This is a genomic window from Stagnihabitans sp. (assembly GCF_964946895.1).
On sequence record NZ_CBBQHX010000007.1, the window covers coordinates 148,199 to 164,906 of the forward strand.

At 63.2% G+C, this 16,708-nt stretch carries 15 protein-coding genes; 11 read left to right on the forward strand and 4 right to left on the reverse strand.

What is annotated here, in order from left to right:
- Positions 1–63: 63 nt before the first annotated feature.
- From AC1Y2B_RS06860 to fzlA, 7 genes are all read left to right on the forward strand, one after another.
- Positions 64–804: a hypothetical protein gene (locus tag AC1Y2B_RS06860; protein WP_482252321.1), complete on the forward strand. Its 741-nt coding sequence runs from the start codon at positions 64–66 to the stop codon at positions 802–804.
- On the forward strand, positions 801–1,526 hold the full coding sequence (locus tag AC1Y2B_RS06865; protein ID WP_482252322.1) for a hypothetical protein: 726 nt from the start codon (positions 801–803) through the stop codon (positions 1,524–1,526). The genes AC1Y2B_RS06860 and AC1Y2B_RS06865 overlap by 4 nt, the downstream gene beginning before the upstream one ends.
- 20 nt (positions 1,527–1,546) lie before the next feature.
- Entirely contained in the window at positions 1,547–2,263 is a 717-nt protein-coding gene (locus tag AC1Y2B_RS06870) for an alpha/beta fold hydrolase (protein WP_482252323.1), read from the forward strand.
- A gap of 13 nt (positions 2,264–2,276) precedes the next feature.
- Positions 2,277–6,815 carry a glutamate synthase large subunit gene (gltB, locus tag AC1Y2B_RS06875; RefSeq protein WP_482252324.1) on the forward strand — a complete coding sequence of 1,513 codons (4,539 nt, stop codon included), beginning with the start codon at positions 2,277–2,279 and terminating at the stop codon, positions 6,813–6,815.
- A gap of 142 nt (positions 6,816–6,957) precedes the next feature.
- Positions 6,958–7,455 (forward strand): DUF1269 domain-containing protein, encoded by a 498-nt coding sequence (locus AC1Y2B_RS06880; protein WP_482252325.1) that lies wholly within the window; start codon positions 6,958–6,960, stop codon positions 7,453–7,455.
- 41 nt (positions 7,456–7,496) lie between these two features.
- Complete coding sequence (mtgA, locus tag AC1Y2B_RS06885; RefSeq protein ID WP_482252326.1) at positions 7,497–8,231, forward strand: monofunctional biosynthetic peptidoglycan transglycosylase; 735 nt, start codon at positions 7,497–7,499, stop codon at positions 8,229–8,231.
- Positions 8,232–8,295: 64 nt separating this feature from the next.
- Positions 8,296–8,961 (forward strand): FtsZ-binding protein FzlA, encoded by a 666-nt coding sequence (gene fzlA, locus AC1Y2B_RS06890; RefSeq protein ID WP_482252327.1) that lies wholly within the window; start codon positions 8,296–8,298, stop codon positions 8,959–8,961.
- A 76-nt stretch (positions 8,962–9,037) separates the two neighbouring features.
- Here fzlA and AC1Y2B_RS06895 read toward each other — a convergent pair whose 3' ends face one another.
- Genes AC1Y2B_RS06895 through AC1Y2B_RS06910 form a run of 4 tightly spaced genes read right to left on the reverse strand, consistent with a single transcriptional unit; the run spans position 9,038 to position 12,516 of the window.
- Positions 9,038–9,430 carry a rhodanese-like domain-containing protein gene (locus tag AC1Y2B_RS06895; RefSeq protein WP_482252328.1) on the reverse strand — a complete coding sequence of 131 codons (393 nt, stop codon included), beginning with the start codon at positions 9,428–9,430 and terminating at the stop codon, positions 9,038–9,040.
- Between the two features lie 9 nt (positions 9,431–9,439).
- Positions 9,440–10,270: a TolB family protein gene (locus tag AC1Y2B_RS06900; RefSeq protein ID WP_482252329.1), complete on the reverse strand. Its 831-nt coding sequence runs from the start codon at positions 10,268–10,270 to the stop codon at positions 9,440–9,442.
- Positions 10,267–11,040: a hypothetical protein gene (locus tag AC1Y2B_RS06905; RefSeq protein WP_482252330.1), complete on the reverse strand. Its 774-nt coding sequence runs from the start codon at positions 11,038–11,040 to the stop codon at positions 10,267–10,269. Before AC1Y2B_RS06905 ends, AC1Y2B_RS06900 begins: the two co-directional genes overlap by 4 nt.
- Positions 11,041–11,088: 48 nt before the next feature.
- Positions 11,089–12,516 carry an MFS transporter gene (locus AC1Y2B_RS06910; RefSeq protein WP_482252331.1) on the reverse strand — a complete coding sequence of 476 codons (1,428 nt, stop codon included), beginning with the start codon at positions 12,514–12,516 and terminating at the stop codon, positions 11,089–11,091.
- 251 nt (positions 12,517–12,767) lie between these two features.
- Here AC1Y2B_RS06910 and AC1Y2B_RS06915 point away from each other — a divergent pair, with 251 nt between their 5' ends.
- The 4 genes from AC1Y2B_RS06915 to AC1Y2B_RS06930 all read left to right on the forward strand — a co-directional run.
- Positions 12,768–14,261: an FAD-dependent oxidoreductase gene (locus AC1Y2B_RS06915; protein ID WP_482252332.1), complete on the forward strand. Its 1,494-nt coding sequence runs from the start codon at positions 12,768–12,770 to the stop codon at positions 14,259–14,261.
- The gene (locus tag AC1Y2B_RS06920; protein WP_482252333.1) at positions 14,251–15,819 is read left to right on the forward strand and encodes a GMC family oxidoreductase; all 1,569 of its coding nucleotides are present in this window, start codon (positions 14,251–14,253) and stop codon (positions 15,817–15,819) included. The genes AC1Y2B_RS06915 and AC1Y2B_RS06920 overlap by 11 nt, the downstream gene beginning before the upstream one ends.
- Positions 15,816–16,121 carry a Dabb family protein gene (locus AC1Y2B_RS06925; RefSeq protein WP_482252334.1) on the forward strand — a complete coding sequence of 102 codons (306 nt, stop codon included), beginning with the start codon at positions 15,816–15,818 and terminating at the stop codon, positions 16,119–16,121. Before AC1Y2B_RS06920 ends, AC1Y2B_RS06925 begins: the two co-directional genes overlap by 4 nt.
- Before the next feature lie 3 nt (positions 16,122–16,124).
- A partial coding sequence (locus tag AC1Y2B_RS06930) for a LacI family DNA-binding transcriptional regulator (protein WP_482252335.1) occupies positions 16,125–16,708 on the forward strand: 584 nt, incomplete at its 3' end.

Consider the following 16,708-nt stretch of genomic DNA (forward strand, 5'->3'; position numbering starts at 1 on the left):
GAGCGCAGGAAAAGGCCCGGTTGGCGTTGGTCAGACAATCTGACCTTTCACGTGGAGAAGGCGATGCGAAAATCTGCTCTGCTGTCCTTGTCTTTGGGCCTGCCGCTGCTGGGGGCCGGGCTGCCGGCCTGTGCGGCGGATCTGGTCCAGCGGGACCCGGCCTGTTCGCATATTGCGACGGTGCAGTACCTCGATTGCGAGGTGGCGGTGCTGTACTCGTGCCCGGCGCCCAAGGGGCTGGCCGCACCGCTGATCCGCGAAGAGGCCTATACCGCCGACGGCTATGATCACTTCGAGGTCGATACCGCCAATGGCGGCATGGTGGTGACGGGCGACGCGGCCGGCAGCTATGTCATCCGCACCGACACCGCGACGCTGAAGGAAACCAGGATGGCCGATGTCGAGGCGCAGGGCCACGGCACCTTCACGGCCAAAGGCTCTTTGACCATGATGGGGATGAAGAAGCCTGCGACGCAGAAGATCATGATCAAGGCGACGGGGGCAACCTCGGTGCTGAGCGGGTTGCCGACGGTGGAGTTCATGGCCGATGTGGCCATCAACCTGCCGCAGCCGATGGGGCCGACGACCAGCACGGCCAAGGCCTATCTGGTGCCCAGCCTTGGCGTCTATCTGGCCGGCGAAGAGACCGCCGGAACCTTCTTCAAGGCTGACGATACGCCGCATCGGCCGATGGCGGTGGTGCAACCCGGTCAGCCCGGCTTTGACGTCACCAAGCCGGGCTTCTGTGGCGGCAGCCTGAGCCTGCTTTTCACCCCTGACCCCTTGAATGGAATGCCAGCATGAAGCGCCTTGTCCTTCCCCTGCTTTTCCTTGCCGTCCCCGTCCTTGCCGTTCCAGCCATGGCCGGGACCTTCACGCCGCCCAAGGGCTGCACCACGCATCTGACGGTGCAGTCGCGCGGCTGCATCGTGTCGCATTTCTACACCTGCGAGGGCGATGCCAAGGGGGACCAGTGGCGCGCCGATTATGATGCGAATGGCCCGTTCTTCCTGTCCAAGATCGACAGCGAGGCGGAGTGGCTGGAAAGCTATGAAAGCGGGGCCGGCACCAAAGAGGTGATGGACCCCAACCCCAAGGACCCGGCGTCTTTCTCGGAGCTGGTGGCCAAGGGGTTGGACACGTTCGACTTCGCGCTGAGCAAGGACAATGGCGAGCATTCGACGATCAAGGGTTTTGACAAGCTGACCGGGACGAGTGCGACGATTGACGGCGTGAAGCTGAAGCAGACCGAATACGAATACACCCAGACCGACGACAAGGGGAATGTCATGCGCCATTCCAAGGGGCATGAGTTTATCTCGGAGGAATGGCGGACCTTCTTTTCGGGCCATTCCGAGTGGGAGGCGGCCGATGGCACCTGGACGCCGTCCGAGAATGCCCCCGTGGCGTTCATCCTGCCGGGCAAGCCGGGGTTTGCCTCGACCATTCCGCTGTTTGAATGCGATGACCAGATGTCGGCCCTGGATGATGGCACCTTGAAGGCGCTGAACCAGTCACAGAATTGATGGAGACGAAGGCCCAAGCCATGGCGACGCAAGACCTCAGCCTGTTGTGGGAGAGTGATGACCTTCTGGTGAAATGCCAGGCGGGCAGCGGGTTCCACTTGAGTGTCAGCTTCTCGGGCATCGGGTATAATGAGGGTGACGAGCAGAAGCCGGAGTTTCTGGCGACCGCCTCGGCCGGGCATGTGAACCATGTGCTGACGATCATCGACCGCAAACGCTCGTGGTATTCGACCCAAGGGGTGCAGGACCGGATCGTGGCGATTGTGCGCCAGTATATTGCCGACCATGCGATCACGCAGGTGGATTGCATCGGCAACAGCATGGGCGGATTTGGCGCGCTGGCCTTTGCCGCCCGGTTGGGTGCTGCGTTTGCCATCGCGCTGGCGCCGCAATTCTCGATGGACCCGGCGGTGATTGCGGACCGGCGGTGGGAGAGGTTCCGGCCTTTCATGCGGCCGTCCACCATGCCGCGTCTGGCGGATGAAATGACGGACGATGTGCGCTATTATCTGTTCTTCGGAGATCAGGCGCCCAAAGACCTGCAGCACTGCAAGATGTTCGCCGATGAAGGCCGTGCCAAGATCACCCTGCTGCGCGACACCGACCACCACGTTGGCAACAAGCTGCGCGATTTGCAGCTTTTGCAACCGATCAAGACAGCCATTGCCAACAAGAACCACGCCCGTCTGGCGGCACTTCTTGCTCCCTATGTGACAGCAAGCCCCCAGTTCGACTGAAAGGATGAAAGCCATGACCAAGTATGACGAAGCCTGGGTTGCCGCCGAGGAAACCAAGCGGGCGTGGATGGACGCCAACAGCCTGTACAAGACCGAGGATGAGCATTCGTCCTGCGGCGTCGGGTTGGTTGTGTCGATTTCGGGCAAGCCGTCGCGCAAGGTCGTGGAAAACGGCATCATGGCGCTGAAGGCGGTCTGGCATCGCGGGGCTGTCGATGCCGATGGCAAGACCGGGGATGGTGCGGGGATTCACGTGCAGATTCCGGTGCGGTTCTTCTATGATCAGGTGCGCCGGACGGGGCATGAACCCGACCTGAACAAGCTGATCGCCGTGGGGCAGGTCTTCCTGCCGCGCACGGACTTCGGCGCGCAGGAGCGGTGCCGGACCATTGTCGAGACGGAAGTCTTGCGGATGGGGCATTATATCTATGGCTGGCGTCATGTGCCCTCGGACATTTCGGTGTTGGGGGAGAAGGCGCTGGCGACGCGGCCGGAGATTGAGCAGATCCTGATCCGCTGTGAAAATGGCGCGGATGCCGAGCAGTTCGAGCGCGAGTTGTACATCATCCGCCGCCGGATCGAGAAGGCGGCGAATGCTGCCGGGATTCAGGGGCTGTATCTGTGCTCGCTGTCCTGCCGTTCCATCATCTACAAGGGGATGATGCTGGCCGAGCAGGTCGCGACGTTCTATCCCGACCTGATGGATGAACGCTTTGAAAGCGCCTTCGCCATCTATCACCAGCGTTATTCCACCAACACCTTCCCGCAGTGGTGGCTGGCGCAGCCGTTCCGCATGTTGGCCCATAACGGTGAGATCAACACGCTGAAGGGCAACGTCAACTGGATGAAGAGCCACGAGATCCGGATGGCCTCGTCCGCCTTTGGCGATATGGCTGAGGATATCAAGCCGATCATTCCGGGGGGCACGAGTGACTCGGGCGCTTTGGATGCGGTGTTTGAAGTGCTGGTGCGGTCGGGGCGGAATGCGCCGATGGCCAAGACCATGCTGGTGCCGGAGGCTTGGTCGAAGACGACCACCAACATGCCCAAGGCTTGGGCGGACATGTATTCCTATTGCAACTCTGTCATCGAGCCTTGGGATGGTCCGGCGGCTTTGGCGATGACGGATGGGCGTTGGGTTTGTGGCGGGTTGGACCGCAACGGCTTGCGGCCGATGCGCTATGTCGTGACCGGGGATGGGCTGCTGATTGCAGGGTCCGAAGCGGGTATGGTGCCGGTGGATGAGGCGACCGTTCGGGAGAAGGGCGCGCTTGGGCCGGGGCAGATGATTGCCGTCGACATGCAGGAAGGCCGCCTGTTCCGCGATGTGGAGTTGAAGGACAAGCTGGCGAGCGCGCAGCCCTATGGCGACTGGATCGAGAAGATCGTCGATCTGAACGCCCTGCTGCGCGATGTGCCGGAAGCGCCGATCTACACCGGGGCCGAGTTGCGCCGCCGTCAGATTGCGGCGGGCTATACGCTGGAGGAGCTGGAACAGGTTCTGGTGCCGATGGCGGAAGACGGCAAGGAAATGATCGCCTCGATGGGCGATGATACGCCTGCCGCCGTGCTGTCGCAGGTGTACCGGCCTTTGAGCCATTTCTTCCGGCAGAACTTCTCTCAGGTTACCAACCCGCCGATCGACAGCTTGCGCGAAGGCCGGGTGATGAGCCTGAAGACGCGGTTTGGCAATTTGCGGAATGTGCTGGATGAGAACTCCAGCCAGACCGAGATTCTGGTGCTGGAAAGCCCGTTCCTGGCCAATGGCGAGTTCAAGGTGCTGGTGGAGCGGTTTGGCGAGCAGGTGGCGTTCATTGACTGCACCTTCCCGGCTGGATCAAGCCATGACGCTTTGCGTCTGGGGTTGGAGCGGATCCGGGCAGAGGCTGAGGATGCGGTGCGGTCTGGCGCTGGGCAACTGGTGCTGACGGACGAGCATCAGTCGGAAGCCAAGGTGGCGATGCCGATGATCCTGGCGACCTCAGCCGTGCATTCGTGGCTGACGCGGAAGGGGCTGCGGACGTTCTGTTCGATCAACGTGCGGTCGGCCGAGTGCATTGACCCGCATTACTTCGCGGTGCTGATCGGGTCGGGGGCGACCACGGTGAACCCGTATGTGGCTGAGGATTCGGTGGCGGACCGGGTGTCGCGGGGGTTGATCGAAGGAAGCCTGATCGACGCCATGCGGCGCTATCGGGATGCCATCGACGCGGGTCTGTTGAAGATCATGTCGAAGATGGGGATTTCGGTCATTTCGTCCTATCGCGGCGGGTTGAACTTTGAAGCTGTCGGGCTGTCGCGCGCCATGGTGGCGGAGTATTTCCCGGGGATGCAGAGCCGGATTTCGGGGATTGGTCTGAACGGGATTCAGCTGAAGTGCGAAGAGGTGCACGCCAAGGGCTGGCTGTCGCAGACCGACGTGCTGCCGGTGGGGGGCTTTTACAAGGCGCGTCGCAGTGGCGAGAAGCACGCTTGGGAAGCGCAGACGATGCATATGCTGCAGTCGGCCTGTGACCGGGCCAGCTATGACATCTGGAAGCAGTACTCGGCTGCGATGCGGGCCAATCCGCCGATCCACATCCGGGATTTGCTGGACATCAAGAGCTTGGGCAAGGCGGTGCCGATTGAGGAGGTGGAAAGCATCACCTCGATCCGCAAGCGCTTTGTGACGCCGGGGATGTCGCTTGGGGCGCTGTCGCCTGAGGCGCACAAGACGCTGAACGTGGCGATGAACCGGATTGGCGCGAAGAGCGACTCGGGCGAGGGTGGCGAAGATCCGGCGCACTTCCTGCCGGAAGCGAATGGCGACAACCCGAGTGCGAAGATCAAGCAGGTGGCGTCCGGGCGTTTTGGCGTGACGGCGGAGTATCTGAACGCTTGCGAAGAGCTTGAGATCAAGGTGGCCCAAGGAGCGAAGCCCGGTGAGGGCGGGCAGTTGCCGGGGATGAAGGTCACGGCGCTGATCGCTCGGTTGCGGCATTCGACGCCGGGGGTGACGCTGATTTCGCCGCCGCCGCACCATGATATCTACTCGATCGAAGACCTGGCGCAGCTGATCTATGACCTGAAGCAGATCAACCCGCGGGCCAAGGTGACGGTGAAGCTGGTATCGTCTTCCGGTGTGGGGACGATTGCGGCTGGCGTGGCCAAGGCCAAGGCGGATGTGATCCTGATTTCTGGGCACAATGGCGGCACCGGGGCTTCTCCGGGGACCAGCATCAAGTATGCCGGTCTGCCGTGGGAGATGGGTCTGACCGAGGCGCATCAGGTTCTGGCGATGAACAACCTGCGCGAGCGGGTGACGCTGCGCACCGATGGCGGGCTGCGCACCGGGCGTGACGTGGTGATGGCGGCGATGATGGGGGCCGAGGAATATGGCATCGGCACCGCTGCGCTGATCGCCATGGGCTGCATCATGGTGCGCCAGTGCCAAAGCAACACCTGCCCGGTGGGGGTGTGTACGCAGAACGAAAGCCTGCGGGCGAAGTTCACCGGGTCGGCGGACAAGGTCGTCAACCTGATCACCTTCTATGCGCAGGAAGTGCGGGAGATTTTGGCGAGCATTGGCGCGCGGTCGATGGACGAGATCATCGGGCGGGCGGATTTGCTGAGCCAGATTTCCCGTGGTTCGGCCCACTTGGATGACCTTGACCTGAACCCGCTGTTGATCCTTGTCGATAGCACGCAGCGCATCACCTATGACCGCTCCAAGCCGCGCAATGCGGTGCCGGATACGCTGGATGCGGAAATCATCCGCGATGGCGCCCGGTTCTTTGAGGACGGCGAGAAGATGCAGCTGTCCTATGCGGTCAGGAACACGCACCGGACCATCGGGACGCGGGCGTCCAGCCATATCGTCAAGAAGTTCGGGATGCGGAACTCCCTGCAATCTGATCATCTTACGGTAAAGCTGTCCGGCTCTTGCGGGCAATCGCTGGGGGCGTTCGGGGTGCGCGGCCTGAAGATCGAAGTGCAGGGCGATGCCAACGACTATGTCGGCAAGGGCCTGTCGGGCGGCACGATTGTGGTGCGGCCGTCGATGACCTCTCCGCTGAAGGCGGAAGAGAACACGATCATCGGGAACACCGTGCTCTATGGGGCGACGGATGGCTATCTCTATGCCTCGGGTCGCGCCGGGGAGCGGTTTGCCGTGCGCAACTCGGGCGCCAAGGTGGTGGTCGAGGGCTGCGGGTCGAACGGGTGCGAGTATATGACCGGCGGCGTGGCGGTTATCCTTGGGCGGATCGGGGCGAACTTTGGCGCGGGCATGACGGGGGGCATGGCCTATGTCTATGACCCGCAAGGCGTGGCCGAAGAGTTCATGAACCTTGAGACGATCCTGACCTGTGGTCTGGGCCACCCGCATTGGGAGGGCCAGTTGAAGGGCCTGATCGAGGCGCATGTGGCAGAAACCGGGTCGCGTCATGCGGCGCGGATCCTGTCGAACTGGAGCGACGAGCGGCGGAACTTCCTGCAGGTCTGCCCGATCGAGATGGTCAACCGCCTGCCGCACCCGTTGAGCGACGAGGCGGTCAAGGTTCCGGCCGAATAAGCCAGAACCAGCCGATCTGACGAAAATACGCCCGCTGCGCCCGTCGCAGCGGGCGTATTTGTGACCCGGCCTGCTTATCTAACTTGGATCAAGGACGGACGCCGCGCGTCGTGCGACAGGTCCTTCAACCAAGGAGATAGCCATGTCTGATCTGATCGTCGTATCCTTTGACCAGGACGCCACCGCCTTTGAGATGCGGGCGGAGTTGGTGAAGCTGCAGAAGGAATATCTGCTGGAAATGGAAGACGTTGTCGTTGTCACCCGCAGTCTGGACAACAAGGTGCAACTGCATCAGGCGGCCAACCTGACGGCGATGGGGGCGGCCTCGGGCGGGTTCTGGGGGCTGTTGATCGGGATGATCTTCCTGAACCCCCTGGTCGGAGCGGTGCTGGGTGCGGGGGCCGGAGCGCTGTCGGGCAGCATGAGCGACGTTGGCATCAACGATGATTTCATGCGGGAATTGGGGCAGCGGCTGAAGCCGGGGACGGCGGCGGTTTTCCTGCTGGCGCGCAAGTTCAACGCCGAAAAGGTGGTGGAGCGTCTGGCGCAGTTCCGGGCCAAGGGGACGATCCTGCAGACCTCGCTCAGCCATGACGACGAAGCCACGCTGCGCGCTGCGCTGGAGCCGAAGGCCGCCTGAAAGGCTTGACCGCGCGCGAGGGCTGAGGCCTATGCTGCGGCATGGCCGAAAAGAAGACCCGAGCGAAGACACCTGATGCGACAGCCTTTACCCCGCGCCCCTTGTGGCGGCGGGGTCTGGGGTGGTTGGGGCGCGGCGTGGCGACGGTGTTTGGTTTCTATGTCCTTCTGATCTTTCTGTTTTCCTTTCTGCCGCCGCCGGGGAATATCTATCAGTGGCAGGAAAGCTGGCGTCTGGGCGGCATTCAGCGCGACTGGGTGCGCTGGGATCAGATAGCACCTGCGATGGGACGTTCGGCTGCGGCGGGGGAGGATGCGAACTTCTGCCTGCACTGGGGATTTGACATGACCCAGATCCGCGATGCCATCAAACATGGCGAACAGCGCGGCGCTTCCACCATCAGCCAGCAGGTGGTGAAGAACGTCTTCCTGTGGCAGGGACGGTCCTATCTGCGCAAGGCGATGGAGGCCGCTTTGACGCCGATTGTGGAACTGATGTGGTCCAAGCAACGGATTCTAGAGGTATATTTGAACGAGGCGGAATTTTCGGAGGGTGTCTTTGGCGTGCAGGCAGCGGCGCGGGTGCTGTTCAAGACCGATGCGGCGCATCTGAGCGCTGTGCAGGCGGCGCGGTTGGCGGCGGTTTTGCCCAACCCCAAGGACCGCCACGCCGCCAAACCCTCGGCCTTCGTGCGGGCCCATGCCGAAGAGATCATGTCGGGGGCTGACACGATTGAGGCGGATGGTCGCGCAGCCTGTTTTGAGACGGCGGATTGACCGGAGGGAGTTGAATTCCCGGTCCAAGCGTTGCATTGAAGGACGAAACCTGCCGCAGGACCCCATGATCCGACTGTATCATTTTCCGCTGTCGCCCTTCTGCCGCAAGGTGCGCTTGACGCTTGCCGAGAAGAAGCTTGAGGTGGAGCTGATCGAAGAACGCTATTGGGAGCAGAGCGCGGAATTCCTGCGCCGCAATCCGGCGGGCAAGGTGCCGGTCCTGAAGATCGACACGCGGATGCTGTCGGAAAGTCAGGCGATCTGCGAATATCTGGATGAAGCCTATCCGACCCCGGCGCTGATGCCGCGCGACATCGACACCCGCTATGAGGTGCGGCGGCTATGTGCTTGGTTTGATGACAAATTCCATAACGAAGTGACGTCGAAGCTGCTGTACGAGCGGGTCCACAAGAAGCTGATGGGTCAGGGCTATCCGGACAGCAAGAATGTGAAATCGGGCGCTGGGCGGATCAAGTACCACATTGATTATCTGGGCTGGCTGTTGGAGCAGCGCCGCTGGCTGGCGGGGGATGTGATGACGCTGGCAGATTTCTCGGCGGCGGCGCATCTGTCGTGTCTGGACTATATCTCGGACGTGGATTGGAACCGCAATCCGACGGTGAAGGACTGGTACGCCAAGATCAAATCGCGGCCATCGTTCCGGCCCTTGCTGTCGGATCAGATCCCGGGCTTCCCGCCGCCGGCGCATTACGCGGATCTGGATTTCTGACGGTAGGGTGGGGTTGAACCCCACCTTACGCGGCGTGCGGACTGAGGTAGGGTGGGGTTGAACCCCACCCTACGGGTCACTTGCCTGTGCTGCCAACCGCTTCCACCGGGCCGCCGGCCTCTTTCCAGTCCTTGAAGCCGCCGATGTTGAAGACCTGGGCATAGCCCAAGTCATGCAGCAGTTTGCCGGCCAGCGCCGAGCGGCTGCCGCCGGCGCAATGCAGGATCACCGGGCGGTCGGGGCGCAGTTCGGGGTCGTGCGAGGGCGAGGCGGGATCGGCCTTGAACTCCAGCGAGCCGCGCGGGATGTGGTGCGAGCCTGTGGCGCGGCCCATCTCGGCCAGTTCGTTTGCGTCGCGGACATCCAGCAGCAGGGCGCCCTTGGCCATCATCTCTTGCGCCTCGGCGGTGGAGATGCGGGGCACGACGGCATTGGCGGCGGCGACGAGGTCTTTGACGGTGACGGGCATTGCGGCCTCCTAAAGGTCGGGTTGATAGCGGACGTAGGCGAATTGGCTGCCATCTGGCGACCAGCTTGGCACGTTGATCGTGCCTTGTCCGCCGGTGAATTCCAGGATGCGGCGGCGGTTGCCGCCTTCGGGGTCCATCAGGACAAGGGCCACGGGCAGGTTGGCGGGGTGGCCGGTGGTGCCGGGCGGGTAGGCGAGGTAGACCACTGTCCGCCCATCGGGCGCGGGGTGGGGGAACCAGTTGACGTGATCGTCGGCAAAGAGTTTGCGCTGGGCGGAGCCATCGGTGTTCATCACCCAGATCTGGGCATGGCCGTCGCGGTCGCAGTTGTAGTAGATGCGGCTGCCATCGGCAGAAAAATCGGGGCCGTCGCAATGGCCTTCGCCCATCGTCAGGCGCGTTTCGGGGGAGCCGTCGAGGCGCATGGTGTAGACGTCGATCACCTTCTTTTCACCGCGTGCGGCGACGTAGGTGATGGTTTTGCCATCGGGCGACCAACCGTGCCACCAACTGGGCGAGTCGGTGGAGAGGAGCGTCGGCTCTCCCCCTTCGGCAGGCAGCAGGAAGATTTCCGAGCCGCGGCCGCGGTGGTTGGAGATGATGATGTTGCGGCCATCGGGCGAAATGCCATGGTCGTTGTTCAGCTTTTCGGCGGCGCCGGTCGGCACCGGGATCAGGCGCGGCGCATCGAGCGGCACGCGGTAAAGCTTGCCGCCGCCGTTGATCAGCAGGGTTTGGCCGGACGGGTCCCAATTGGGCGCCTCGATCACCGAGTCGTGGGTCAGGATTGTGCGCGCGGTGCCGGTGGCGAGGCTGTAGATTTCGAGAAAGCTTTTCATTCGCGGGCTTTGGGGGTCAGCAGTTTGGCGGGGCGCAGCGTCTCGGCCTGTTTGAAGAGGGCGAAGGTCTGGTTGACGTAGTTCACCACGCCGCTGATCTGGTCCATGTATTTGGTCAGTTCGGGGGTCCGCTCGGCCTCGACCACCTGGAAGGGACGCTCGGGGCCTTCGGCTTCGAACTGGCAGTAGAACAGCGGCTCGCCCCGGCGCAGGATGATGTCTTTTTCCGGTTCATGCCATTCGAAGGCCCACATCAGCGGGCGCGGCCAGGCGTTCAGCGGGAAGCGGCCGCCGAAGATGGTGCCGGGCAGGGGATTGGGGCGGTAGTGCGCGAAGGTGCCGATCTGGGAGACATAGACCAGCTCATCGGCGATGAAGCAGTAGGGAAGGGCAAGCTGGACGGTGGGACGGTCGGGGTAGCGCCACTCGGTTTCGTTGACCAGGGTCAGCAGTTCGTTGAGTTTGTTGGCGCGGACGGCGGAGGCGGTGCCTTGGCGGTTGATCAGGTGGGGTTTGCCCTTGTCGTCGCGGCCAAAGCCGATGTGCATGTCATAGGGGCATTTGATGACGAAGTAGCGGCTTTCCATCTGGATCACCGCCGGGCAGCGGCTGGCGGATTTGGCATGGGTCTTGTTGGTCTGGCGGAAGATCAGCCGCTCGGGCGCATCGAAGAGGACGGCAGCTTTGTCGGAGGTGAGGAACCAGCCGACGGTGACGGGGCCGGATTTGGGGCCCTCGTCCGGGCGATCGAATGCAACGGTGATTTCCATGAAATGCCCTCGGGTTTTCGGACAGTTGACCGCTGCGGGGGGCGGGTGTCAACGGGCGGCTGCGGTTGCGGCCTTATGTTGCACCAGGCTGGAGCCTGCGGTGGGGGTCAGGCGGGCGAAGACGAGGGCGGAACTGATCGACAGCACGGTGATGATGCCGAAGATGTAGGGGAAGTTGCCGATGTCGGTGGGGGAGGTGCCGCGCAGGGCGCCGGTCGCTTCAAGCCCCATGGCGGCGATGGTGATGCCGATCGAGCCGGAGAGTTGCTGCAGGACGGCGGTGAAGGAGGTGGCCGAGGAGAGGCGGGGGGCGGACACCTCGGCATAGGCGATGGCGTTGACAGCGGTGAATTGCAGCGAGCGGGAGAGGCCGCCGGCCAGCAGGACGGCCAGCATGATGATCACGGGCGTGGCGGGGGTGAACAGCGCGGGCCCGGCCAGCAGGACCGAGGAGACCAGCGCGTTGCCCATCAGGACGCCGCGGAAGCCGAAGCGGCGCAGCAGGGGTTGGGCGGCGAATTTCATCATCATGGCGCCCATGCCTGAGACGAAGGTCAGCGAGCCGGACTGAAAGGCCGAGAGGCCGAAGCCCAGCTGGAACATCAGCGGCAAGAGGAAGGGCAGGGCGCCGACGCCGACGCGGAACAGGGTGCCGGCGATGACGGAGATGCGGAAGGTGGGCAGGTTCAGAAGCCGCAGGTCGACCAGCGGGTCCGTGACCCGCAGGGCATGGCGGACGAAGGCAGCGGTCAGCGCCAGCCCGCCGCCGATCAGCAGAACCACCAGCCAGAGCGGCGCGAGGTTCAGCCCGGCCAAGGTGGCGCCGGTCAGGAAGGCCGCCAGACCGGGTCCGGCGAGCAGAAAACCCTTGCCGTCAAAGCGGGCGACGACCTCTTCGCGGATGTTGGGGATCATCAGGGTGGCGAGGATGACGCCCAGAACGGCGAGGGGAATGTTGATCCAGAAGATCCAGCGCCAGTGCCAGTAGGTGGTGATGTAGCCGCCGAGCGGCGGGCCCATGACCGGGCCGAGAAGGGCGGGGACCGTCAGCCAGGCCAGCGCGCCGACAAGGCCATCGCGCGGGACGGTGCGCAGCACGATCAGACGACCGACCGGCACCATCATCGAGCCGCCGATGCCTTGCAGGGTGCGGGCCAAAACCAGCTCCCACAGGTTTTGGCTGAGGCCGCAGGCGATGGAGCCCAAGGTGAAGACCACGATGGCCCAGCGAAAGATGGTTTTCGCGCCAAACCGGTCCGCTGCCCAGCCCGAGGCCGGGATGAAGACCGCCAGTGCCAGCAGATAGGAGGTCAGCACCAGCTTGAGGTGGATGGGATCGGTGGCCAGATCGACCGACATCGCGGGCAGCGAGGTGGAGAGGACCGAGGAGTCGATATTCTCCATCAGCAGGGCCACCGCGACGATGAGCGGCACGACGCGCGTCAGGCGCGGGGCGGAAAGGGTGATGAATGCCATGCACTGAATGTCCCGCATGCGGAGCGCGGGTGCAAGGGGGCGGTTGTCAGGTTTGCGTGAAAGGGGATTGTCAGGATTGGACCGTTCCAATATTGATCTGGTGCAGGATGGAACGGTCTAAATGCCCGATTGAAGTTGGGACTGGACCGGGGTGTGGAAATGGCGAGACTGGTCCTGCGGGCCGCGCAAGCGGGGGTTTCACACCCCCGCGCCCCCGTGGGATATTTTTGCCTGGATGAAAAGGAAGCAGGATGGCTGAGCCGGATATCATCATCATCGGGTCGGGGATGGGAGGGGCCAGTTTGGCGGCCTCGCTGGCGCCGTCGGGGAAGCGGATCCTGATTCTGGAGCGGGGGGATTGGTTGGCCGACAGCCCGCAGGCGCGGTCGGGGGCGGCGATTTTCGGCGGGTATTTCAAGAACGACGAGACGTGGGTGGATCAGCAGGGCAAGGAGTTCAGCCCGGGGAATTACTATTATCCGGGCGGGAATACGAAGTTTTACGGGGCGGTGCTGCTGCGCTATCGGGCGGAGGATTTTGCTCCGCTGCAGCATGTGGAAGGCAAGACGCCGGGCTGGCCGATTGACTACGGCGTGATGGAGCCGTGGTACGGGAAGGCGGAGAAGCTTTACAACGTGCGGGGGGCTTTGGGGTACGATGCGACCGAGCCGCCGCATTCGGAGCCTTATCCGTACCCTCCGGTCCCCGACGAGCCTGTGGTGGCGGATTTGAGGGACAGGCTGCGGGCGCAGGGGTTGCAGGTGGGGCCGGTGCCGTTGGGGGTGGATATTGAGAAGTGGCTGGCGGGCGGGCCGCAGACCTTTGACGGGTTTCCGAATACGCGCGGGGGGAAGATGGATGCCGAGACTTGCGGGCTGGCGGAGGCTTTGAAGTGGCCGAACGTGACCTTGCAGCGCAATTCGGAGGTGGTGAGGCTGCACGCCGAAGGCCGCAGGGTGACGGCGGTGGAATATGTGCGGGATGGGGTGGCCGAGAAGGTTTCGGCTCCGGTGATTTGCCTGTGTATGGGGGCGGTGAAGTCTTCGGCGATGCTGTTGACCTCGGCCAACGCGGATCATCCGAAGGGGTTGGGGAATTCGTCCGATCAGGTCGGGCGGAATTTCATGAACCATAACATCTCGGCCGTGTTGGCGTTCAGTCCGTTTCGGAAGAACACGAGCGTTTATGAGAAGACCATCCAGTTCAATGACTGGTATCTGGAAGGGGGGCCGGACAATCGGCCCTTGGGCAATGTGCAGATGCTGGGGCGGGTGACGGGGGATATTCTGGCGGCGGAGACGGGGTGGCCTTTGTGGCTGGCCAAGTATGTCGCGGATTACTCGATGCATTTGATGACGATGAGTGAGGACCTGCCGAAGCCGGAAAGTCGGGTGATGGTGAAGGATGGCAAGATCGTGCTGCATTGGGAGCGGAGCAATTTTGGCGCGCACCAGTATCTGAACGAGAAGCTGAAGTCTGCGTTGCGCAGGGCGGGGTGGCCGGTGGTGGTGTCAAAGACGTTTGAGCGCAAGTCGCCCAGCCATCAGTGCGGCACGGCGCGGATGGGGGTTGATCCGGCGGCGAGCGTCGTGGATGTGAACCTGAAGGCGCATGATCTGGACAATCTGTATGTGGTGGATGCCTCGGTCCTGCCGACCTCGGCTGCGGTCAATCCCAGCCTGACGATTGCGGCGCTGGCGCTGCGGGCGGGGCAGCATATTTTGGAGGCCGGCCTTGGAGTATGATTACATCATCATCGGCGGTGGGTCGGCGGGGGCGGTGCTGGCGGCTCGGTTGACCGAGGGCGCTGCGCGGGTGTTGCTGCTGGAGGCGGGGGGGCGGGATCGGCATCCGTTTTACCATGTGCCGGCGGGCTTTGCGAAGATGACCAAGGGGATTGGGTCGTGGGGGTGGTACAGTGTCCCCCAGCGGCACATGAAGGATATGGTGATCCGCTATACGCAGGCGAAGGTGATTGGCGGCGGGTCTTCGATCAACGCGCAGATTTATACGCGGGGGAATGCGCTGGATTATGACGAGTGGCGGCAGATGGGCTGTGGCGGCTGGGGGTACGAGGATGTGCTGCCGTATTTCCGCAAGGCCGAGGATAATGACACCTATGACAACCGCTATCATGGCAAGGGCGGGCCGTTGGGGGTGAGCCAGCCGCGGGCGCCGCTGCCCATTTGTGAGGCCTATTTTGCCGCCGCCGGGCAGATGGGGATTCCCCGGAATATGGATATGACGGGGGAGGTGCAGGATGGGGTTGGGTATTACCAACTGACGCAGAAGAATTACCGGCGGTCCTCGACGGCGGTGGCGTATCTGCGGGAGGCTGAGAAGCGGGCGAACCTGACGGTGCGGACGGGGTGTCAGGTTCGGCGGATTGTGGTGGAGGGTGGTCGGGCGGTTGGGGTGGAACTGGCCGGTGAGGGGGTTGTGCGCGGGGGGGAGGTTATTCTGTCCTCGGGGGCGATCGGGTCGCCTCGGCTGTTGCAGCTGTCGGGGATTGGGCCGGCGGATCATTTGCGGAGTTTGGGGATTCCGGTGGTGTTTGATGCGCCGGGGGTTGGGTCGAATTTGCAGGACCACGTGGATTTGTTTGTGATTGCGGAGTGTACGGGGCCGCATACCTATGACCGATTTTCGAAGCCGCATTTGTCGGCGCTCGCGGGGTTGCAGTATTTGCTGACACGGCGGGGGCCGGTGGCGTCGAGCTTGTTTGAGACGGGGGGGTTTTGGTATGCGGACCCGAATGCCCGCAGCCCGGATATTCAGCTGCATCTGGGGTTAGGGTCGGGGATAGAGTCTGGGGTTGCGGCGATGCCGCAGGGCGGGGTGACGTTGAACTCGGCCTATCTGCGGCCACGGTCGCGGGGGACGGTTAGGCTTGCCAGTGCGGACCCCTCCGTCGCGCCGTTGATTGATCCGAATTACTGGGCGGACCCTTATGACCGGGAGATGTCTATTCGCGGGTTGAAGCTGGCGCGGGAGATCATGTCTCAGGACGCTTTGAAGCCCTATGTGCTGGCGGAACGACTGCCGGGGCCGGAGGTGCGGACGGAAGAGGATTACTTCAACTACGCCTGCGCCCATGCCAAGACGGATCATCACCCGGCGGGGACCTGTCGGATGGGAAGTGATGCGGAGGCGGTGGTGGATACGCAACTGCGGTTTAATGGGATTGACGGGCTGCGGGTGGTGGATGCCTCGGTCATGCCGACAGTGGTCAGTTCCAATACCAATGCGGCGACCATCATGATTGCGGAGAAGGCGGCGGATATGATCAAGGGGGCGGCATGATCCGGCATATTGTTTTGGTGCGGTTTCGGGCGGAGGTGAGCGAGGCGGCGATTGCCGGGATCTTCGGCGCGCTGCCGAAGCTGGCGGCGCGGCTGGGGTTTTCGTTTGCCGCAGGGCGAAGCGAGAGCCCGGAGAAGATCGAGCGGGGCTATCTGCACGGGTTCACCATCGACTTCGCGTCATGGGCGGCGTTGCAGGCCTATGCCGACGACCCCGAGCACAAGGCCTTCGGCGGGCAACTGGTTGCGCATGCGCAGGGCGGGATCGAGGGCATTCTGGTGTTTGATCTGGATATGGGCTGAGCGATGCGCAGGCCGACCATCATCGACGTGGCCCGGGAGGCGGGGGTTTCCAAGTCCACCGTCAGTCTGGTCTTGCAGGAAAGCCCCTCGGTCCGGCCGCAAACGCGTGAGGCGGTGCGGGCGGTGATGGCCCGGCTGGGCTATGTGTACAACCGGAACGCGGCGAACCTGCGGTCTTCCAAGATCGGGCTGATCGGGTTGGTGATCAATGACCTGCGCAACCCGTTCTTTGCGGAGTTTGCCACGTCTTTGCAGATGGCTTTGGCGGCGCGGGGCTATGCCACGGTGATTTCCAACACGGATGAGGACCCGGCGTTGCAGGCGCAGGTTGTCGCCTCGATGATCGAGCATGGGGTGACGGCGGTGGTGATCTCTCCGGCCTATGGGCAGGAGGAGGCGACGTTCGGGCCGTTGAAGGCGGCGGGGGTGCCGGTGCTGCAGGTGCTGCGCAAGGTGGAGGCCATGGGCCAGCCCTTCCCGTTTGCCGCGCCGGATTATCGGCGCGGCGGGGAGTTGGCGGCGGAGCATCTGGTGGCGGCGGGGGCGCGCCGGATTGCCTTTGTGGGCGGGCTGGAGGGGCGGGCGGT